Source organism: Ensifer adhaerens (assembly GCF_020035535.1).
Taxonomy (GTDB): domain Bacteria; phylum Pseudomonadota; class Alphaproteobacteria; order Rhizobiales; family Rhizobiaceae; genus Ensifer.
This window is the reverse complement of record NZ_CP083349.1, coordinates 320,790-341,721: the sequence shown is the minus strand read 5'-3', so window position 1 is coordinate 341,721 and position 20,932 is coordinate 320,790. Positions and strand designations below refer to the sequence as shown.

Sequence of the window (20,932 nt, the reverse complement as noted above, 5' to 3'; positions counted from 1 at the left end):
TTTTGTCCTTCCTTCCCGGTGGCGGAGACGAAAGTCAATGACGAAGCCCATCTAGCCAATTGCCAATCTACGGTTATGATGCGTCATCAGAAGCCAAAACCGGTGATTTATGCCCTCCAAGAGAAGTGCTGCCCAACAAACAACGAAAACCAGCAAATCCTCGAAAATCCCCCCCGCCCTGCATTCCCTCCGTGGCGTGAACACCTGGAAGGAAGCCACGGACTGGCTCAAGATCCGCGGCATCGAAGACATCGAATGCATCACGCCAGACCTTGCCGGCGTTCCGCGCGGCAAGATGATGCCGACCTCTAAATTCACGTCCAACACTTCGCTTGCACTGCCCTCGGCCGTCTATCGCCACACGATTTCGGGCGAATACCCCGATGAAACCGGGCAGTTCCGCTACGATTCCCGCGACAGCGACATCAAGCTCGTACCCGACCTCTCGACCCTTTCGGTCGTGCCCTGGGAAACCGACCCGACGGCGCAGGTGATCTGCGACATCGTCGGTTCGCAGGGCGAACAGATCAGCTACACCCCGCGCAACGTTTTGAAGCGCGTGGTCGAGCTTTATCGCCAGAAGGGCTGGAAGCCGGTGGTGGCACCGGAAATCGAGTTTTATCTCGTCGCCCAGAACGACGACCCGGACTACCCGCTGCATCCGCCGAAGGGCCGTTCCGGCCGCTCCATCCTTGGCGGTCAGGGCTATTCGATCGCCGGCATCAACGAGTTCGACGAATTGATCGACGACATCTACCACTTCTCCGAGAAGCAGGGGCTGGAGATCGACACGCTGATCCATGAAGAAGGACCGGCGCAGCTCGAGATCAACCTGCGCCACGGCGACCCGATCGAGCTTGCCGACCAGGTCTTCCTGTTCAAGCGGACGATCCGCGAGGCGGCGCTGAAACACGGCATCTATGCCACCTTCATGGCAAAGCCTATGCAGGGCCAGCCGGGTTCGGCGATGCACATCCACCAGTCGGTGGTCGAGATCAACACGGGCCGCAACCTGTTCTCGAACCCTGACGGCTCGGCATCGAAGGAGTTCTTCCACTTCATCGGCGGCATGCAGCATTATGTGCCGCGCACGCTTGTGATGATGGCCCCCTATGTAAACTCCTATCGCCGGCTCACACCCGACATGTCGGCACCGGTGAATACCGCCTGGGGCTACGACAACCGCACGACGGCGTTCCGCATTCCGGTATCGGAGCCGATCGCAAGGCGTATCGAGAACCGGTTGCCGAGCTCGGACGCCAACCCCTATCTGGCGCTCGCGGCCTCCCTTGCCTGCGGCTATCTCGGCATCATCGAGCAGCGGGAGCCGACGGCACCGACCGAGGACACGGCGAACGAGGGCGAGATCCTCCTGCCCCGCGGGCTGCTCGAGGCCGTGTCACTCCTGGAATCAGCGCCGTCGCTCGCCGAAGTGCTCAGCCCAGAGTTCATCGCCATCTATGCCGGCGTTAAACGTGGCGAGTTCGAGACCTTCATGCAGGTCATCAGTCCCTGGGAACGCGAATTCCTGCTTCTCAACGTCTGACCTCAGAGGTTCTCCATGCCTTGGCAAAGCCCGATCTCGCCCGGTTATTCCTGGTATGAGGCAACAGTTCCGGACCGGCCCGAATATCCTGCCATGCCGGGATCGCGGAAAGCCGACGTCGCGATCATCGGCGGCGGCTATACGGGGCTACAGGCTGCCTGGAACCTTGCGAAAGAAGGCGTCGACGTCACAGTAATCGACGCCTGCCGCTTCGGCGACGGTGCCTCTGGCCGCAATGGCGGCCAGTTCGGCACCGGGCAACGCGCCTGGGCGGACGAGACCGAGGAAAGCCTCGGCCATGAGCGTGCGCAAGCCCTGTTCGATATGGCCGAAAATGCCAAGCGCTACGTGCTCGACTTTGCAAAAGCGCACGACGTCGACATCGAGTTCGTGCCGGGTCAACTTTCGGTCAGCCACAAGAAGAGCCTGGAGAAGGACTATCGCGACCATGCGGAAGCGATGGCGACACGCTTCGGCTATCCGCATCTTTCCTTCATGGAGCGCGAGGAAACCGCAAGCCGGCTGGGGTCTGATCATTACCACTTCGGCATCCGCGATGCCGGCACCGGCCATATCCATCCGATGAAGCTGCTGGTGGGCCTTGCGAAGCAGGCGGCACTTGCAGGCGCCAATCTCTTCGAACAGACGATGGCCCTGAAGATCGACCGCCAAAGCGGCGCAATCGTCATCACCACCGACCGCGGCACGATCACCGCCGACCGCGTGCTCGTCGCCTGCAACGCCTATATCGGCAATCTGGAACCGGTGAGCGCCAGCCACGTCATGCCGATCCGCTCCTTCATCGGCGCGACGACTGTGCTTTCGGATCACCCGACCGTCATTCCCGGCGGCGAGTCCGTCGACGATTCGCGCTTCGTCGTGCGCTATTTCCGCAAGTCTCGCGACGGACGGCTGCTTTTCGGTGGCCGCGAGGCCTATACCGCCGACAATCCGCGCGACATTTCCACCCACATCCGCCGGCAGATCAGCGAGATCTATCCGGAACTCGCCAATATCGAGATCACCCATGCCTGGGGTGGCTCCGTCGGCATCACCATGCCGCGCACGCCCTTCTGTCGCGAGGTCATGCCCGGCGTCACCTCGATCGGCGGCTATTCCGGTCACGGCGTGATGCTTTCCAACTACTGCGGCAAGCTCTATGCCGATCTCGCGCTCGGCAAGGACACCGAGCTCGATCTGCTGAAGGCGCTGAAAATCCCTGCTTTTCCCGGTGGTACTCGGTTCCGCTCCGCCCTTCTCTTCCTCGCGCTAAGCTGGTACGCATTACGCGACAGGTTCTGAGAAGCGCGTGCGTCGCGCCGCACTTCAAATCACGATGATTTTGGATCGGATCGGCCCAAAAACATAAACGTGATCGATACTTAGAAGTTGAAGCGGGATGCGAGCGGAAAACCGAATGCACTTTTCCTCTTCCCGCTCTAGCGCTTTTAAATCGATTAGATTATATGTGCCCGTGACCTGAACAGATCGAGATATCCCATGAGCAGCCAGATCATTCCCGTCGAACCATTTGACTATGTGGTGTTCGGGGGCACCGGCGATCTTGCGGAGCGCAAGCTGTTGCCGGCGCTTTATCACCGCCAGTTGGAAGGCCAGATCACAGAGCCGACCCGCATCATCGGCGCGTCGCGCGCGGCACTCAGCCATGAGGACTATCGCAAGTTTGCCGTCGATGCACTGAAGGAGCATCTGAAGGCTGACGAATACAAGGAAGAGGAAGTCGCGAAGTTCGCCGCACGCCTGTTCTACGTATCGGTCGACGCCAAGTCGGATCAGGGCTGGGACGCGCTGAAGAAGATCCTCGAAGAGGGCAAGGAGCGCATCCGCGCCTTTTACCTAGCCGTCGGCCCGGCAATCTTCGGCGACATTTCCGAACGCATCCGCGATCACAAGCTGATCACCAAGAACACCCGCATCGTCGTCGAGAAACCGATCGGCCGCGACCTCGCCTCGGCGACCGAGCTCAACGACACGATCGGCAAGGTGTTCCGCGAAGAGCAGATCTTCCGCATCGACCACTATCTCGGCAAGGAGACGGTGCAGAACCTGATGGCGCTGCGCTTTGCGAATGCGCTTTACGAACCGCTGTGGAATTCCGCCCATATCGACCACGTGCAGATCACCGTGTCGGAAGCCGTCGGCCTCGAAAACCGTGCCGGCTACTATGACAAGGCCGGTGCGCTGCGCGACATGGTGCAGAACCACATCCTGCAGCTCGTCTGCTTCGTCGCCATGGAAGCGCCGACCTCGATGGACGCAGAAGCGGTTCGCGACGAAAAGCTGAAGGTGCTGAGGGCACTGAAGCCGATCACGTCGTCCAACGTCGAACAGGTGACGGTGCGCGGCCAGTACCGCGCCGGCGCCTCTGCCGGCGGCCCGGTCAAGGGCTACCTGGAAGAGCTCGAAGGCGGCGTCTCCAACACCGAGACCTTCGTGGCGATCAAGGCGGAAGTCAGCAACTGGCGCTGGGCCGGCGTGCCCTTCTACATCCGCACCGGCAAGCGCCTTGCCGGCCGCATGTCTGAAATCGTCATCACCTTCAAGCAGATCCCGCATTCGATCTTCGACAACAATGCCGGCCGCATCTCCGCCAACCAGCTGGTCATCCGCCTGCAGCCGAACGAAGGCGTGAAGCAGTCGCTGATGATCAAGGACCCTGGCCCGGGCGGCATGCGCTTGCGCAACGTCTCGCTCGACATGAGTTTTGCCGAGGCTTTTGCCGTGCGCAACGCCGACGCCTATGAGCGCCTGCTCTTCGACGTCGTCCGCAACAACCAGACCCTGTTCGTGCGCCGTGACGAAGTCGAGGCGGCATGGAAGTGGGTCGATCCGATCCTGAAGGCCTGGGAGGAAACCGGGCAGCAGGTCCAGGGCTACACCGCCGGCACCTGGGGCCCGAGCCAGTCGATCGCGCTGATCGAGCGCGACGGCCGCACTTGGAACGATGCGATATAGGTGCGCCGATGACGTCTAAGCTTCATACCTTCCAGAATGGTGCGGCACTGGCGGAAGGTCTTGCCGATGCCGTAAGCCAGGCGCTGACCGCCGGCATCACCGCGCGCGGTTCCGCAAGTATCGCCGTCTCCGGCGGCTCCACCCCCAAGGCCTTCTTCCAGGCGCTTTCCAAGAAGGACATCGCCTGGGACAAGGTGAGCGTGACGCTCGTCGACGAGCGTTTCGTGCCGCCGGAAAGCGACCGCTCGAACCATGGCCTGGTTGCCGCCAACCTGCTCCAGGACAAAGCGGCAGCAGCGACGTTCGTACCCCTCTATCATGCGGCTCCGTCCGCTGACGCAGCGGCAGAGGCAGCAAGCCGTGAAACCGCCAAGATCGGCGCGCCGTTCGATGTCGCCATTCTCGGCATGGGAACGGACGGGCATACCGCATCGTTCTTCCCGGGTGGGTCACACCTCGCGCGCGCCATCGATCCGGCAACGCCGCGCGGCGTAATCACCATGGAAGCGGAAGGTGCCGGCGAACCGCGCCTGACCTTTACTTTCGCGAGCCTTCAGGATGCGCGGCTGCTGGTGCTGCACATCGAGGGCGAGGGCAAGAAGACCGTTCTCGCCAAGGCGGAAGAAGCCGGCGACGAGAAGGACATGCCGATCCGCGCAATGCTGCGCCGTGCCGTATCGCCGGTACAGATTTACTGGGCGCCCTGAGGTGCCGTGCGTTCCTGTGAACGCACGGCGGGCGCCTCTAGATCGAATAATGTTGGGTCGTACCGACCCAATAGGACTTTTGGAAACGCGTTCAGCCGGTGGCGCTCCCATCGGAACGGACACGTGTTTCTGAGAAATGCCGGGACGCTACTTGCGTTCTCCCAAGCGCGCCGCGTTCCGGACCGATGACTGGATGAAGATGAGGAGCTTCAAGGCTCCGGAACAGGATTTGCCATGTCCGCCGATTCCCGCATTGCCGCGATCACCGCACGTATCGTCGAGCGCTCCAAACCCCACCGCGAACCCTATCTCGACCGCGTCCGCCGCGCGGCTTCAAGCGGCCCGCACCGCAGCGTGCTCGGTTGCGGCAATCTCGCGCACGGATTTGCCGTCTGTTCCCCCGCTGAGAAGGTGGCGCTGGCAGGCGACCGCGTGCCCAATCTCGGCATCATCACCTCCTACAATGACATGCTTTCGGCCCATCAGCCGTTCGAGACCTATCCGGCGCTGATCCGCGAGGCGGCACGCGCGGCTGGCGGCGTCGCGCAGGTTGCGGGTGGCGTGCCGGCCATGTGCGACGGCGTCACGCAAGGCCAGCCCGGCATGGAGCTTTCGCTCTTTTCACGCGACCTGATCGCCATGGCCGCCGGTGTCGGCCTGTCGCACAACATGTTCGATTCCACCGTCTATCTGGGCGTCTGCGACAAGATCGTGCCGGGCCTCGTCATCGCGGCGCTGACCTTCGGCCATCTGCCGGCCGTCTTCGTGCCCGCCGGCCCGATGACCTCGGGTCTACCGAACGACGAGAAGGCGCGGGTGCGCCAGCTCTTCGCCGAAGGCAAGGTCGGCCGCGACGAGCTCCTGGAGGCGGAGTCCAAGTCCTACCACGGTCCCGGCACCTGCACCTTCTACGGCACCGCCAACTCCAACCAGATGCTGATGGAGATCATGGGCTTCCACATGCCCGGTGCCTCCTTCGTCAATCCGGGCACGCCGCTACGCGACGCGCTCACGAAGGAAGCCGCCAAGCGGGCGCTCGCGATCACCGCCATGGGCAACGAATTCACGCCGGCAGGCGAAATGATCGACGAGCGTTCGATCGTCAACGGTGTCGTCGGTCTGCATGCGACAGGCGGCTCGACCAATCACACCATGCACCTCGTCGCCATGGCGCGCGCTGCCGGCATCGTTCTCACCTGGCAGGATATTTCCGAGCTCTCCGATATCGTGCCGCTGCTCGCGCGCGTCTATCCGAACGGGCTTGCCGATGTGAACCACTTCCACGCCGCCGGCGGTATGGGCTTCCTGATCAGCCAGCTTCTTCGCGGCGGCCTGCTGCACGATGATGTCCGCACCGTCTTCGGCCAGGGCCTCGACGCCTACAAAATCGATATCCGTCTCGGCGCCAACGGCGGGGTCGAACGCGTGCCGACGCCGAAGGAAAGCGCCGATCCTAAGGTGCTCGCGACCATCGACCAACCGTTCCAGCATACCGGTGGCCTGAAGATGCTGACCGGTAATCTCGGCAAGGCGGTCATCAAGATCTCCGCCGTCAAGCCGGATCGTCACGTCATCGAGGCGCCGGCCAAGATCTTCCACGATCAGGCCGAGCTCAATGCCGCGTTCAAGGCCGGCAAGCTCGAAGGCGATTTCGTCGCCGTCGTGCGCTTCCAGGGCCCGAAGGCGAACGGCATGCCCGAGTTGCACAAGCTGACGACCGTGCTCGGCATCCTCCAGGATCGCGGTCAGCGCGTCGCCATCCTGACGGACGGCCGCATGTCGGGCGCCTCGGGCAAGGTGCCTGCGGCGATCCACGTGACGCCGGAAGCCAAGGACGGCGGCCCGATCGCTCGCATCCAGGAAGGCGACATCGTCCGCATCGATGCGACAGCCGGAACGATCGAAGTCCTGGTCGAAGACATCGCGCTGAAGACGCGCGTGCCGGCGCATGCCGACCTATCGGACAACGAGTTCGGCATGGGGCGCGAGCTTTTCGCGCCGTTCCGCGCAATTGCCGGCACGGCCGATCACGGCGCCAGCGTTCTCTTCCATTAGCGCATTCCTCCGGGCCTGCACGCTCCGGAAAAGCAGAGCGCCGCTCCCTTGGAGCGGCGTTTTCGTCAGGTCCGTTCGAAGGCGCGTGACATCGGCACCGCTTACGGCAGCGGGCCAGGGAACATGTCGTTGCGACCGTCATAGCGCTCTATTTCGAGCGTGAAGACATCGACGCCTTCGATGCAGCGGGCATTGATGGAAATCCGGTTGTCCGGGTAGCCGCTGCGCATGATCGGCGTCGAGCAGGTCGGGCAAAACTAATGCCCCTCGCTAAGCCCGCGCCAGATGTAACTCGACAGGCGGCGCTTCTCGGTAAGCAGCTTCACCTTGGCTGCATCCACCTTCCAGTGCAGGAAACCGGAGCGCCGGCAGGTCGAGCAATTGCAGTCGACGAGGCCTCTCAGCTCCTCGTCGACTTCGATGGCGATGTCTCCGCAATGGCAGGAAAGCCGATACGGTCGCTGCATGGGTGTGGTCCGAATCCGTTGCGGGAACCACAACCTTCCATTGAACCTTGCACGCCGGTCAAGACCTGAGCGTACTGGTTAACGGTAGATGTCGAGCGTGCGGTTCCGGTGGTTCGGATGGGTGCTGTAGACGAAGATGCGATTGAGATCGCGGTCGGTCAGCAGACGGAGAAAGCGGGCTTCGACGACATTGTTGGCGTGCACCCGCTTCAGCAGGCAGCCGACCATCTGGATGCGGGCGCTCGGGATATCCAGATAGAAATTCTGCGGCAGCTGGTACTGGGTCAGGATGCCGAGAACGGCGCCGCTCTTGGAGAGCTTGAGGATTTCGCAGCGGCGAGAACTCAGCTGCGTCATGCCCTTTTCGGTGTATTCGATGCGCGCTTCGTTCCGGGTGTCCTCCATCGGAAAGCTCGCTTCCCGATCGTACATGAAGGACTCTTCCTTGTTCAGGAAGTGCTGGTGCATCACAGGCGCCGCGCCTCTCATCGATATGCCTTTCTTATCCCCTTTTGAGACAGATTAGCGGCAGAGATTTAACAGAGGGTTTGATCGGCCGGTTGCATTGAAAAAACCCGCCCGATTTTAAGGGCGGGTCGAAAAACGTGAGGTCGACGTCGTCGCTCAGGTGCGATAGCTGCGGCCTTCGGCATCGAAGAGGTGCAGCTTGGCCTTGTCCGCGGTGAAGCGCACTTTGTCACCGCGGTGAACCGGCAGGATGCCGGGGATCTTGGCGATGATTGGCTCCTTGTCGACGAGCCCCTCGATGTAGAGCAGCGTCACTTCGCCGAGCGCCTCGACGATCGAGACCGTACCTTCGAACAGGAAATCGTCGCCCGTGCTCACCTGCAGATCTTCAGGTCGCACGCCGAAGCTCGCCGTCTTGCCGTTCTGTGATGCGTCGGTCGGGATATCGAGGGTCACGCTCTTGCCGCCGGTCAGCTTAACCGTTGTCTGCGCACCGGATGCCGTCACCGTCGAGGGAATGATGTTCATCGCCGGTGAACCGATGAAACGGGCGACGAAGAGATTGGCCGGACGCTCATAGAGTTCCAACGGCGCGCCCACCTGCTCGATGTGCCCCTGTGACAGAACCACGATGCGGTCGGCGAGCGTCATCGCCTCCACCTGGTCGTGAGTGACGTAGATCATCGTCGTGTCCGCCATCTGCTCACTGAGCTTGGCGATCTCGATGCGGGTGGCGACGCGCAGGGCCGCATCCAGGTTCGACAGCGGCTCGTCGAACAGGAAGACCTTGGGGTCACGGCAGATCGCGCGGCCAATGGCGACGCGCTGGCGCTGGCCACCGGACAGAGCCTTGGGCAAGCGGTCTAGATATTTGGTGAGCTGCAGGATATCGGCGGCGTTACGCACGCGACGGTCGATCTCCTCCTTCGTCTCCTTGGCGATCCGCATGCCGAAGGCCATGTTGTCGTAAACCGTCATGTGCGGGTAGAGCGCGTAGGACTGGAACACCATGGCAATGCCGCGCTTCGACGGCGGCACGGTGTTGACGCGCTCGCCATCGATGAACATGTCGCCGCCGGTGATCTCCTCGAGACCCGCGATCATGCGCAGCAGCGTCGACTTTCCGCAGCCGGACGGGCCGACGAAGACGATGAACTCGCCCTGCTTGATGTCGAGATTGATGCCATGAATGACATCGACCGCGCCGTAGGACTTGCGGATATCTTTAAGCAGCAGACCTGTCATTGCACCCTCCCCTTCGAATCTTCCCGTCTGTCCTTGCTCTCATATTGTTCATCAGAATCATACCATCCGCGCGAAAAACGCGCCCCAGGCTGAAAGCTTGACCGTTCCAGCCCCGACCTCGGCAACGAAGCCATGCCCCTCCAGCGCGGCAAGCGGTTCATTCGGCAACAGGGCCGCCACTGGCTCGCCGCTCATGTTGAAGAGGCAGAAGATCTTCTCGTTGCCGTAGCTGCGCACGAAGGCGAGAACCGGAGTATCCGTGCTTACGAACTCGATCTCGCCCTTGGCAAACGCCGGATGCGCCTTCCGGAAATGCAGGAAGCGGCGATAGTGTTCGAGGACCGAGGCCTCGTCGCCCTGCTGGATCGACACGGCGCGCTGGAGATGCTCTGAGGGCACCGGCAGCCAAGGTTTGGCGGCGCCGAAGCCGCCATTGACCGCCGCGCCATCCCAAACCATCGGCGTGCGGCAGCCGTCGCGGCCCTTGAAGTCGGGCCAGAACTGGATCCCATAGGGATCCTTCAGATCCTCATAGGCAAGTTCCGCCTCCGTCAGTGCCAGCTCCTCGCCCTGATAGATACAGACCGAGCCGCGTAGCGACATCAACAGGCTCGCGAGAAGCTTCGCATGCGCGTCGCGATCGGCAACACCTTCACTCCAGCGGCTGACATGGCGCACGACGTCGTGGTTGGAGAAGGCCCAGCAGGCCCAGCCTTCGGGCGCAGCCTTTTGGAAATTCCCGAGAACCTCGGCAACGGTCGCCGGCGTCAGCGGATCCGGCGCCAGGAACTCGAACGCGTAGCACATCTGCATCTTGTCGCCGCCGGAGGTGTATTCGCCGGCGATCTCCAGGCCGCGCTGGCTGTCGCCGACCTCGCCGACCGCGGCGATCGCGGGGAATTCGTCCATGACGGCGCGGAAGCGCTTCAGGAATGCCAGGTTCTCCGGCTGATTCTTGTCGTAGAGATGTTCCTGATAGTTGTAGGGGTTCACGGCAGGCGCGGTCTGGGCGTTGCGGCGCTCCGGCGCCAGTGCCGGATTGTCACGCAGCTGCTTGTCATGGAAATAGAAGTTGATGGTGTCGAGGCGGAAGCCGTCAACACCGCGCTCCAGCCAGAAGCGTTCGACGCCGAGAAGCGCTTCCTGAACCTCCGGATTGTGCAGATTGAGGTCCGGCTGCGAGGTCAGGAAGTTGTGCAGGTAATACTGCAGGCGGGTCGGATCCCACGCCCAGGCCGAGCCACCGAAGATCGACAGCCAGTTGTTGGGCGGCGTGCCGTCGGGTTTGGAGTCTGCCCAGACGTACCAATCCGCCTTGGCGTTCGTCCGGCTCGACCGGCTCTCGACGAACCAGGGATGCTGGTCCGAGGTATGCGATAACACCAGATCGATCATCACCCGGATGCCGAGGCGGTGCGCCTCAGCTATCACGGCATCGAAATCCGCAAGGCTGCCGAAGATATGGTCGACATCGGTGTAGTTGGAGACGTCGTAACCGAAGTCCTTCATCGGCGAGGTGAAGAACGGCGAAATCCAGATTGCATCGGCACCGAGGGCGGCGATGTGCGGCAGCCGGGCAACGATGCCCTTCAGGTCGCCGATGCCGTCGTCGTTGGAGTCCTGATAGGAGCGCGGATAGATCTGATAGATCACCGCGCCGCGCCACCAGTCCCGGTCCGGTTGCAAAGTGGAGTTGCTCATTTCGGTCATGCTCATTTTCTCTGGTGGTCCTTGATAGTCAGCCGCCCTTGACCGAACCCGCCAGCAAGCCGCGCACGAGATAGCGTTGCAGGCTGAAGAAGACGATCAGCGGAACGATGATGGTAATGAAGGCGGAGGCCGTCAGGATTTCCCAATTGCCGCCGCGTGAACCGAGCAAGTTGACGAGCCGGCCCGTCAGGACCAATTCGTCCGGCCCCGCCCCCAGGAACACGATCGCCACCAGAAGGTCGTTCCAGGTCCAAAGGAACTGGAAAATCGCGAACGAGGCAAGCGCCGGGAAGGACAAGGGCAGGATGATCTTGACGAAGATATCGAAATCGCTGGCGCCATCGACGCGGGCGGATTCCATGATTTCGCGCGGCAGGCCGGCCATGTAGTTGCGCAAGAGATAGATCGCCAGCGGCAGGCCGAAGCCGGTATGCGCCAGCCAGATGCCGACATAGGTCTTGGGCGGCACGCCCAAGATTGTACCGACACCGTTATAGAGCTTCAGCAGCGGGATCAGCGACATCTGCAGCGGCACGACCAGAAGGCCGACGACGACGGCAATCAGAATTGCCCGGCCAGGGAACGGCATCCAGGCAAGCGCATAGGCCGCGAAGGCGGCAATCATGATCGGAATGATCGTCGCGGGCACCGCGACGGTCAGCGAGTTGATGAAGGACCGGCCAATGTTTTCGGCGGCCAGCACCTCGGCATAGTTGTCGAAGGTGAAGCGCGGCGGCGACGAGGCCGTGATGAACACGCGCTGGCCGCGGCTTCCTTCCATCTTCTTGTCTGAGACGATCTCGAAATTGCCGTCGGCCTGAACCGTCAGTTTTTCGCCGTCGTTGAGTTCGGCGGTCTCACCGGCCTTGAACGCAGTCGGCTCGCGGCTGTTGAAGCCGAAGGCGGAAATCTGCCCCGCCTGCCCTTCGAGCAGATTGCCGGCGATCACGAACTTGCCGTCGCGCTCGACCTGACTCTCAGGACCGGGCGCCCGGACGACGATGTTCTGCGACGATGTCGAAAGCGCCGTCCACCAGCCGGAAACAGCGAGCTGATCCTTGTCGCGCAGTGACGAGATCAACAAGCCGGCGGTCGGCAGCGTCCAGAGCGCCACGATCAAAAGGACCGAAAGGTGGACAACCCACATGAGGGGGGAGCGTGTCGCTGGATTCATCTCAGTGCCCCTTCATTTCCTTGGCCGCATTGCGGATGTTCCAGACCATGATCGGAATGACGAGGATCATGATGACGACGGCGATCGCCGCCCCTCGACCGAAGTCACCGCCGCCGCGGAACATCCAGTCGAACATCAGGTTGGCGAGCACCTGGCTCTGCCACTGACCGTTGGTCATGGCGAGAACGATATCGAAGACCTTCAGCACAAGAATGGTGATCGTCGTCCAGACGACGGCGATCGTGCCCCAGATCTGCGGCACCATGATCTTGAAGAAGATCTGCCAGCCATTGGCGCCGTCAATGACGGCCGCCTCGATCGTTTCTTCGGGAATGCCCCGCAGCGCCGCAGAAAGAATGACCATGGCGAAGCCCGTCTGGATCCAGACAAGGATCGCCATGAGGAAGAAGTTGTTCCAGAAGGGCAGCGTGATCCAAGCTTGCGGATCGCCGCCGAAGGCAGTCACGATCCCGTTCAGCAGACCGATCTGCTCCGCGCCCTCAGGGCGAAAATCGTAGATGAACTTCCAGATGACCGCAGCGCCGACAAACGAGATCGCCATTGGCATGAAGATCAGGGTCTTGGCGATGTTGCCCCACCAGATGCGGTCGGTGAGCGCGGCAATGATCAAGCCAAAGAAGGTTGCCAAGGCCGGAACGACCAGCAGCCAGAGGAAGTTGTTGTAGATCGACTGGCGGAACTCGCCGTCGTTGACCATCCAGACGTAGTTGCTGACACCGACGAAGTTCTGGCCGGCGCGATCATGCACGCTGTACCAGAGCGACATGAAGACGGGATAGATTAGGTACACTGTCAGCGCGAGCAGCGCCGGCCCCAGAAACAACCACGGGCGGATTGCGTTGGTGATGCGCAGGTTTCTTGAGGCGACGGCACCCGATTTTCCCTTCGATGGGAATATCAGGTCGAGAATGAAACTGGTTCCCCAGAAATAGGCGGCACAGCCGATGACCCCGCCCAACATGAACCCTGCAGCCTTTACAAGCTGAAACAACATGACATGTCCCTCCCCCTCGGTGCACGGTCGCGTGCAGGGCTGGCGATTGTCGCCGTTCTCATTGGGGCGCACCGCTTCTCATGGTTAAGGGCGGGGGAGTGCGCGGAAAACCGCATGTGCTTTTCCTCGTCCCGCTCGGGCGGCAAACCCGGATCGGCAACGGGCGGCATTTCTGCCGCCCGTTGTCGGTTTTACTTGATGGCGTCCCAGGCCTTCTGCACGCCGTCGGCAACGTCTGCCGACGACTTGCCGCCGACGAAATCGACCATGCCGGTCCAGAACGCACCCGCACCGATCTTGCCAGGCATCAGGTCGGAACCGTCGAAGCGGAAGGTGGTGGCGTTGAGCAGGATTTCACCCTGCTTCTTCAGCGGCGGGTTGCCGTAGGTGTCGACGTTTACGCTCTTGTAGGGCGTCAGGAAGCTCGTCTGGGCCATCCAGACTTCGTGTGCGATCGGCGTCTTCAGGAACTCGATGAAGGCGCGTGCGGCCGGAGAATCCTTCGTGATCATCGCCAGCGTGCCGGCGCCAAGCACCGGGTTTCCGAGTTCCTTCTTGCTCTCGTAAGGCGGCATGTAGAAGAAGTCGGCGTCCTCGCCGATCACCGTACCCTCGGGGAAGAAGGACGGGATGAAGGATGCCTGGTGGTGCAGGTAGCACTTCGGCGGCGAGGCAAAAAGGCCCTTCGGGCTGTCGCGGAAGTCGGTCGAGGCAACGGCCGCGGCACCGCCATCGACGAACTTGTCGTTCTTGGCGAACCAGCCGAACTCGTCGAGCGCGCCGACAACGGCCGGATCGGTGAACGGGATCTCGTTCTTGACCCACTTGTCGTAGACGTCAGCCGGCTGCGTGCGCAGCATCAGGTCTTCCACCCAGTCGGTTGCCGGCCAGCCGGTCGCGCCGCCAGAGCCGAGCCCGATGCACCAGGGCTTGCCGCCGTCGGCGGCGATCTTCTCGGTCAGCGCCTTCAGCTCTTCCATGGTCTTCGGCACTTCGTAGCCGGCGTCCTCGAAGTTTTCCGGCACGTACCAGACGAGAGACTTCACGTCGATCTTGTAGGGGAAGGCGTAAAGCGCGGCGTTGCCGTCCTTGCCCTTGTAGGTCGAAAGATCGACCCAGGACTGGCCGGCTGCGTAGTTGTCGAGCAGCCACTTCTGGGTCTCGTCGCCAAGCGGCGTCAGGTAACCCTTGGAGGCGAGATCGGCGATCAGACCCGGCTGCGGCAGGATCGAGATTTCGGAGGGGCTTCCGGCCTGGGTGTCGATGACGATCTGCTGTTCGTAGTTTTCCGAAGACGAGTACTTGATCTCGGCGCCCGTCGCTTCGGTGAAGTAGGCGTAGACGCTCTTGAACAGCGCCTCATCCTCGCCGCGCCACGGACCGAAGATGGTCAGCGTCTGGCCCTTGAGGTCGTGCCCCTTCTTGAATTCTTCGAAGCTTGCCCAGTTGAACTTCTTATCTTCACCCGGCTTGAACTTGAGGTCCGCGGCGCCGGCAGCACCTGCAATGAGGGCAAACGCCGCCACGCCCAACAGCAATGATCTCTTCACGTCCTTCTCCTCCCAAGATGAACCCGGATCCCGCCGGGCAGACGACAACGCGCAAAAATTCAAAGCGCTTTGAGTTCGCTAACAAACCATTGCGACACGCGAGGAGTCAAGAGCTTTCCCGCCACCGTCCCAACCGCGACAGTTTTGTGCTCTGCGGTAACATTTTGCACCGCGCAATGGTTGAATTCCGCTTTGTCGCTCGAAAAACGGATGCTACACAAACCCGAGGCGCTGGGACAAACACCTAAAATCAAACGGGCACCCAAAGCGCTTTGGGAGGAAACTTGACCATGGCGGTCAATCTCAAGCAACTTGCGGAACTACTCGGCCTGTCACAGACGACGGTCAGCCGGGCGCTGAACGGCTATCCGGAAGTGAATGCCGAGACCCGCCAACGCGTGCTTCAGGCCGTACGCGATACCGGCTACAGGCCAAACCGCGCCGCCCAGCGGCTGGCCACCGGCAAGGCCTACTCCATCGGCATGGTGATGCCGATTGCGCCCGGCATCGATTCCGACGTGCATTTCGGCGAATTCCTGGCGGGCCTTGCAGAAGAAGCAGTCAAGCACGACTTCCATTTCGTGCTCAATCCGAGCGCGCCGGAGGACGAGGAAGTGACGTTCCGGCGGCTTGCGGCAAGCGGCAATGTCGATGCCCTGTTCCTTGCCTACATGCGCGCCAATGACCCGCGCATCGCCATGCTGAAATCGCTGTCGATCCCCTTTCTCGTGCACGGGCGCTCCATCGGCGAAAGTCGGGACTATCCCTTCCTCGATATCGACAACACCGCCGCGTTCTATGATGCAGCACGGCTCCTCATTCAGCTCGGGCATCAGCGGATCGCGCTGATCAACGGGCCGGAATATCTGACTTTTTCCATCCGTCGCCAAAAGGGAATGCTCCGGGCCCTCGCCGAACACGGCCTCACGCCCGACGAGGGCCTGGTCCAGCACTCACTGATGACGGACGAGCACGGCTACCGCAGCATGCAGCGCTTCCTGCAGCATGCGCAGCCGCCGACGGCAGTGCTCTGCTCCAGTACGGTGCTGGCGCTCGGTGCAGTCCGGGCGATCAATCAGGCAGGATTGAAGATCGGCGAGGATATCTCGCTCATCGCGCATGACGACGTGCTGCCGATGCTAAAGCCCGAGAATTTCAGCGTGCCGCTGACGACGACGCGCTCATCGCTTCGGGCGGCCGGCGCCCGGATCGCCACACGACTGATCGGCGGCATCCTGAAGCGTGGCGACTATCCGGAACAGGAACTCTGGCGCGCCGAACTGATCGTACGTGCGTCGACCGGACCCGCCCCGCAGAAATGAAAACGCGCCGCAATCGCGACGCGTCTCCTCATTCCCGCTGAAGCGGGATCAGAAGCGGGGCGGCTTGCGGCCGGCCTTGCGATGAGCGGCAATCACGGTGTTGGCCATCAGCATGGCGATCGTCATCGGGCCAACACCACCCGGGACCGGGGTGATGACACCTGCGACATCGGCGGCCTCGGCGAAAGCGACGTCGCCAACCAGCTTGGACTTGCCCTCACCCTTCTCCGGGGCCGGCACGCGGTTGATGCCGACGTCGATCACCGTCGCGCCGGGCTTCACCCAATCGGCCTTCACCATCTCCGGACGGCCGACGGCGGCCACGAGAATATCGGCGTTGCGGCAGACGGCGGCCAGATCCCTGGTGCGCGAATGCGCCGTCGTAACCGTCGCATTGGCAGCGAGCAGCAAAGCCGACATCGGCTTGCCGAAGAGGTTCGAGCGGCCGATGACGACTGCGTTCAGTCCCGACAGATCCTCGCCGTGGGTCTGGCGCACGAAGACCATAGCGCCGGCCGGCGTGCACGAGACGAGACCGCCTTCGAGATCACCGGTCGCCAGCTTGCCGGCATTGACGACGTGCAGGCCATCGACGTCCTTTTCCGGCAGGATCGACTGGATGATCGGCTCGGAATTCAGATGCTTCGGCAACGGAAGCTGTACGAGAATGCCGTGAATGGAGGGATCCGCATTGAGCTTTGCGACCAGCGAGGCGAGCTCTTCCTGTGTGGTTGCTTCCGGCAGCGTGTGCTGTATCGACAGGAACCCGCACTCCTTGGCCATCTTGCTCTTGGAGGAAACATAGGCGTGGCTTGCCGGATCGTCGCCGACGATCACCACCGCGAGGCCCGCGCGGACACCGGCATCCGTCTCGAGTGCCTTGGTCGCTGCCTTCACAGTCTCGATCACCGAAGCGGCGACTTTTTTGCCATCAATCACAGTCGTCACGGCATGTTCCTCCTGGCTTCCTGTTCACGCGGCACACTCTAGTTCGCCCGGGAAAAGGCGATGGCCTCAAAGCGCCCTATGCTGTTCCAAACGCATAAATGCAAGAGGCGCCGACAAGGTTGACGAAGTTTCGCTGCGCCATGCAGGATTTCCTCTCACAGCTGAGAGGTGAAGAAGGCTTCACTCAAAATCGTGAGAGAGCGATGGCGATAGCCTAGCCGCGCGCCAGCTTCTGACGCGAGTAATGCTCGACGCGGGACCTCAGCGCCCGAAGATCTTCCTGCACCTTGGCGATGTCGCTATCGTTTTCCGGTTCCGCACGGGGCAGAGGGTGCCGGAGCGACGAACCCGCCAACTCGCCGCGGCGGGCGGCGGCGTAAGCGGCCGTCAGCGATTGAGCATGATGCGCCGCCGGGCTGAACGGCGGCGGAAGGTCGGCCTTGGCCGGAGCAGAATCGGCTGGCGGCTGCTTGCGCAGCGGGGGTTTGGGGTCACCCTCGGGCTGCGGCGGTTCCGGATCCTGATCGCGCTGCGGCCCCGCACCAGGGCCGGCAAACAGCCCGCGCATGCTGCGGTAGACGCCGAGCAGGACGCCGAGGCCGAAGCCGGCGAAGAACCCGGCCATGGTAGCGGCAATCACGATGATCTTGCGGGAGGGCCCCTTTGCCTGCAGCGCTGGCTCGGCCTTGGAGATCACCCGGATGTTCTTGGCCGTCAGCTTTTCCTCTTCGCGCGTTTCGCCGGCGCGCTTTAGGAAGGATTCGTATATTTCGCGCGTTGCCGCGGCTTTCCGCTGCAGCTCACGCAATTCGACGAATTCGGCGGAAGAATCGATCTGCCGCGCTTTTTGCACCGCAAGCTGCTGCAGCAAGTCCTGCTCCGTGCGCTGGGCGCGATCAAGCTCGGTGCCGGCCGCAGCGGCAATTCTGCGCAGTTCATTGGCGATTTCGGAGCGCGAGGACTCCAGCGCCTGCTGGGCTGCGATCCGCTGCGGATGGCGTGGCCCGAGGCTCGCGTCAAGCGCGCTCAGCTGCGCTTTGGTCGCTGCAAATTGCTTGCGCAGTTCGGACAGCGCCAGCGAGTTGATTTCCTCAGGATAGGCCCCGGTCAAAACGTCGTTCAACTGCACCTTGCCGGAGGCTTCCGCTTTCGCTTTTGCTTCGGCGATGCGGTTGCGGACGGCGGCCACCTGGTCGCTGAGGCTCAGAAGCTGTTTGTCGGCAATCAACTCGCCGCCGGCGCCGACGATGTCGTAGCTCGCCTTATAGTCCTCGACCGCCTTCTCGGCCGCGTCGAGCTCGGCCTTCAATTCCTTGATGCGGGCGTCAAGCGCTACCGTCGTCTTCTGGAAGAAGCCGGATTGTGCTGCGGTTTCTTCTCCGAGGAAGGTTTCGACCAGCCGGTTGGTGATGAGTGCCGATTTCTCCGGATCGCGCGTCTGCGCTTCGACCGTGACGATGAAGGTCTTCGGGTCGCGCCAGACCTGGATGGCCTCGCTCAGCTTCTTCAGCACGCGGGCGGACGCGTCGCCGCCAGCCCTGCCGGCAAATTCCGGATCTTTCTCGAGGTCCAGACCCGCCGCAACCTTCTCCATCACGGTGCGCGAGCGCAGCACTTCGAGCTGACTGTCGACGAGCGCGAGAATGCCTTCGGTCGCCAGCGATTGTTTCGACAGGTCGGAATCGGTCAGCCGCACTTCACGGGGGTCGACATAGAGCTTGCTTTCGGCGACGTAGACGCTGGGCGTCGAAAGCGCGATGAGAACGCCGCCCACGGCGCCGAGCGCAGTCGTCGCAATGATGATCTTGCGAAGCTGCCAAACCGAGCGCAGGACGGTCTTGATATCGACGAGGGGACGATCGCTAAAATTCGCGGCGGCCGGCGTGGATGCTGCCTGGGTATCGTCCGATTGGCCGTCGGCCAACCAGCGCACCAGCCGGTCGCCCATGCCGCTCAAGGTGCGACGATGCCTGGCCGATCCTTTGGTTTCCTTTGCAGTTTTGCCGCCGATTTGCGGCTGCGCTACGGCGCGGGCACTGGAATGGCCAGCCGACCCTGCGGCCGCGGACGTGCGATTGAGCAAAGAAGAATTGGTCGCGGAAGCGCCGGCTGCGCGGTTTTTTTTTGCGCGCGCGGAACCGCGCGTGTCCTCGGCTACGAAATCGAGCAACGATGCACGCGGAACCGGGCGTTTCTCGTCGTCGATGTTGAACATGACTGATCCCGCGGCTGCCGAAACGGCGAATTCCGAATAGTGAAGCCAACCTAAGGAAACATGGAAAACAAATGGTTAACTTCCGCGCGCGCATGCATGCAAACGCACCGATCTCATGCCTTATTAAGCTTTCCCGTCTATGAGGTAAGGCAAGAGCGGTTCCTGCAGAAGGCGTAGCATGCCCAGCGCTTGGAATCGCGTGAAAACAAGGAGATAGAGCGCTTCCGTCGGCCTCGAAGGAAACCGCCTATCGGGATGCCGGTCGTGCCTCATCGCGTCAAAGCGCTTTATCTCCGCCACCAGGCGCTGATCCACGCCTACCTCTCCATGACCGGAGGTTCGGCGGGGCGGCTCGTGCTGTCGCTCGTCTATTTCATCGCCGTCGCAAACACGCTTGCCATCGCCGACTTCGGATTGTTCGCCACAGCATCAGCCGCCGGTATCATGATCTCGCGTGTGCTCGCCTTCGGCTTCATGTCGCCGCTCTATCGGGTCGCGACCGTGAAACCCCTGCTGGTCGGGACTTACAGTGCCGGCTTCCTGGTCGGCGCGGCGCTCTCGCTGCCGCTGATTGCCCTCATCTGCGTCGTCACCTTCATCCTGCTCTTTTCCCGGGACATGACGGCAAGCGCCTTTTCTGCCTTCATGCTGGCTGAAATCATCTGCTGGCGCGGATTGGAAACCGCCGTGATCGTGCTCAACGGCCTAGGTCGTTTCGGGCGCGGAGCCCTGCTCGTGGTGATCGGCACGGCGATCCGTACCGGCGCGGCGCTGCTTTTTGCGCTTCTATCCTTAAAGACGCTCGAAGCCTGGTCCTACTTCTATCTGGTTGCGAATGCACTTGGCCTCGTCGTCGCGCTCTTCTGGTTCTACCCCCGCGTCCGGCTGCGCTGGCAGCCCCGGCTCTACTACCGGCGCTGGGCGGATTCCGTATCCGTCGCCGGTGCCGAGGTGCTGTTCTACATCCAGTCGGAGTTCGACAAGATCGCGGTTCTTGCCATCGGCGGCCCGGCGGTCTCCGGCCTCTATGCCATCCTGATGCGGCTGGCGGACCTGACCGCGCTGCCGGTGCGATCGTTCAACACGCTGCTCGTCCAGCGCATCATGCGAACACCCGGGTCGATCGCGCGCTGGCGCACCAGATTGTCGATCGAACTGCTGGTCGCACTAGCCTCGTTCGCAGCCATCGCCGCGATGGCTGCCTACCTCTGGATCTTCCCGAACGGCCTTGGACGCAACGTCTCGGCCGCAGCGCCGATCGTCGCGATGATCCTTCTCGTTCCCTCGTTCCGCAACCTGATCGAGTACCACTCCGAGCTGCTCTATGCGACGGGACGGACGGTGCGGCGCATGCTCAACCTGCTGATCGCCGGCGTGGTCAAGGTGGCTCTGCTGGTGCTGTTGCTCCGCACAACGACGGATGTCGCCGCATGGGCACCTTCGCTCAACGCGATCTTCTTCGCGCTCTACGCTCTGTCTTTCGTGCTGACCTATACGGCACTTAGAAGGCCCGCCGAACGCGTCATCTGACGAT

The 20,932-nt window shown here is 62.1% G+C and carries 17 protein-coding genes; 7 read left to right on the top strand and 10 right to left on the bottom strand.

Translation table 11 applies throughout. From position 1 onward, the window contains the following. Positions 1-109 precede the first annotated feature (109 nt). The 5 genes from LAC81_RS01595 to edd all read left to right on the top strand — a co-directional run bounded on the left by LAC81_RS01595 (position 110) and on the right by edd (position 7,284). A complete protein-coding gene (locus LAC81_RS01595) occupies positions 110-1,546 on the top strand; it encodes a glutamine synthetase family protein (protein WP_223726444.1) in 1,437 nt (478 codons plus the stop codon). Positions 1,547-1,561: 15 nt separating this feature from the next. Then, on the top strand, positions 1,562-2,848 hold the full coding sequence (locus tag LAC81_RS01590; RefSeq protein ID WP_223726443.1) for an NAD(P)/FAD-dependent oxidoreductase: 1,287 nt from the start codon (positions 1,562-1,564) through the stop codon (positions 2,846-2,848). Positions 2,849-3,046: 198 nt separating this feature from the next. After that, the gene (gene zwf / locus LAC81_RS01585; RefSeq protein WP_113536391.1) at positions 3,047-4,522 is read left to right on the top strand and encodes a glucose-6-phosphate dehydrogenase; all 1,476 of its coding nucleotides are present in this window, start codon (positions 3,047-3,049) and stop codon (positions 4,520-4,522) included. A gap of 8 nt (positions 4,523-4,530) precedes the next feature. Further along, positions 4,531-5,229 carry a 6-phosphogluconolactonase gene (gene pgl, locus LAC81_RS01580; RefSeq protein WP_223726442.1) on the top strand — a complete coding sequence of 233 codons (699 nt, stop codon included), beginning with the start codon at positions 4,531-4,533 and terminating at the stop codon, positions 5,227-5,229. Positions 5,230-5,463: 234 nt separating this feature from the next. Beyond that, positions 5,464-7,284: a phosphogluconate dehydratase gene (gene edd, locus LAC81_RS01575; RefSeq protein WP_223726441.1), complete on the top strand. Its 1,821-nt coding sequence runs from the start codon at positions 5,464-5,466 to the stop codon at positions 7,282-7,284. 101 nt (positions 7,285-7,385) lie between these two features. Here edd and LAC81_RS38270 read toward each other — a convergent pair whose 3' ends face one another. The 8 genes from LAC81_RS38270 to LAC81_RS01540 form a co-directional block, all read right to left on the bottom strand. Then, entirely contained in the window at positions 7,386-7,514 is a 129-nt protein-coding gene (locus LAC81_RS38270) for a hypothetical protein (RefSeq protein WP_268906753.1), read from the bottom strand. Between the two features lie 27 nt (positions 7,515-7,541). Then, positions 7,542-7,751, bottom strand: coding sequence for a hypothetical protein (locus LAC81_RS01570; RefSeq protein ID WP_223726440.1), 210 nt, complete (start codon positions 7,749-7,751; stop codon positions 7,542-7,544). Between the two features lie 78 nt (positions 7,752-7,829). Continuing rightward, a complete protein-coding gene (locus tag LAC81_RS01565) occupies positions 7,830-8,240 on the bottom strand; it encodes a hypothetical protein (RefSeq protein ID WP_113536395.1) in 411 nt (136 codons plus the stop codon). A 135-nt stretch (positions 8,241-8,375) separates the two neighbouring features. Further along, the gene (locus tag LAC81_RS01560) at positions 8,376-9,464 is read right to left on the bottom strand and encodes an ABC transporter ATP-binding protein (RefSeq protein ID WP_223726439.1); all 1,089 of its coding nucleotides are present in this window, start codon (positions 9,462-9,464) and stop codon (positions 8,376-8,378) included. 57 nt (positions 9,465-9,521) lie between these two features. Then, complete coding sequence (locus LAC81_RS01555; RefSeq protein WP_419195794.1) at positions 9,522-11,174, bottom strand: alpha-glucosidase family protein; 1,653 nt, start codon at positions 11,172-11,174, stop codon at positions 9,522-9,524. Positions 11,175-11,202: 28 nt separating this feature from the next. Continuing rightward, positions 11,203-12,348, bottom strand: coding sequence for a carbohydrate ABC transporter permease (locus tag LAC81_RS01550; RefSeq protein WP_223726437.1), 1,146 nt, complete (start codon positions 12,346-12,348; stop codon positions 11,203-11,205). A gap of 1 nt (position 12,349) precedes the next feature. Beyond that, on the bottom strand, positions 12,350-13,363 hold the full coding sequence (locus tag LAC81_RS01545) for a carbohydrate ABC transporter permease (protein WP_419195793.1): 1,014 nt from the start codon (positions 13,361-13,363) through the stop codon (positions 12,350-12,352). Between the two features lie 191 nt (positions 13,364-13,554). After that, positions 13,555-14,913, bottom strand: coding sequence for an ABC transporter substrate-binding protein (locus LAC81_RS01540; protein WP_223726436.1), 1,359 nt, complete (start codon positions 14,911-14,913; stop codon positions 13,555-13,557). A 290-nt stretch (positions 14,914-15,203) separates the two neighbouring features. Between LAC81_RS01540 and LAC81_RS01535 the strand changes: the two genes are divergently transcribed. After that, positions 15,204-16,235, top strand: coding sequence for a substrate-binding domain-containing protein (locus tag LAC81_RS01535; protein WP_223726435.1), 1,032 nt, complete (start codon positions 15,204-15,206; stop codon positions 16,233-16,235). Between the two features lie 48 nt (positions 16,236-16,283). Here the strand turns inward: LAC81_RS01535 and folD are convergent, their stop codons facing one another. Further along, positions 16,284-17,183 carry a bifunctional methylenetetrahydrofolate dehydrogenase/methenyltetrahydrofolate cyclohydrolase FolD gene (gene folD / locus LAC81_RS01530; protein ID WP_223726434.1) on the bottom strand — a complete coding sequence of 300 codons (900 nt, stop codon included), beginning with the start codon at positions 17,181-17,183 and terminating at the stop codon, positions 16,284-16,286. Between the two features lie 214 nt (positions 17,184-17,397). Continuing rightward, positions 17,398-19,398 (bottom strand): GumC family protein, encoded by a 2,001-nt coding sequence (locus LAC81_RS01525; RefSeq protein WP_223726433.1) that lies wholly within the window; start codon positions 19,396-19,398, stop codon positions 17,398-17,400. Between the two features lie 255 nt (positions 19,399-19,653). On the opposite strand from LAC81_RS01525, the gene LAC81_RS01520 reads away from it, so the two are divergent. Then, positions 19,654-20,928: a lipopolysaccharide biosynthesis protein gene (locus LAC81_RS01520; RefSeq protein WP_419195792.1), complete on the top strand. Its 1,275-nt coding sequence runs from the start codon at positions 19,654-19,656 to the stop codon at positions 20,926-20,928. The last annotated feature ends 4 nt before the right edge of the window (positions 20,929-20,932 follow it).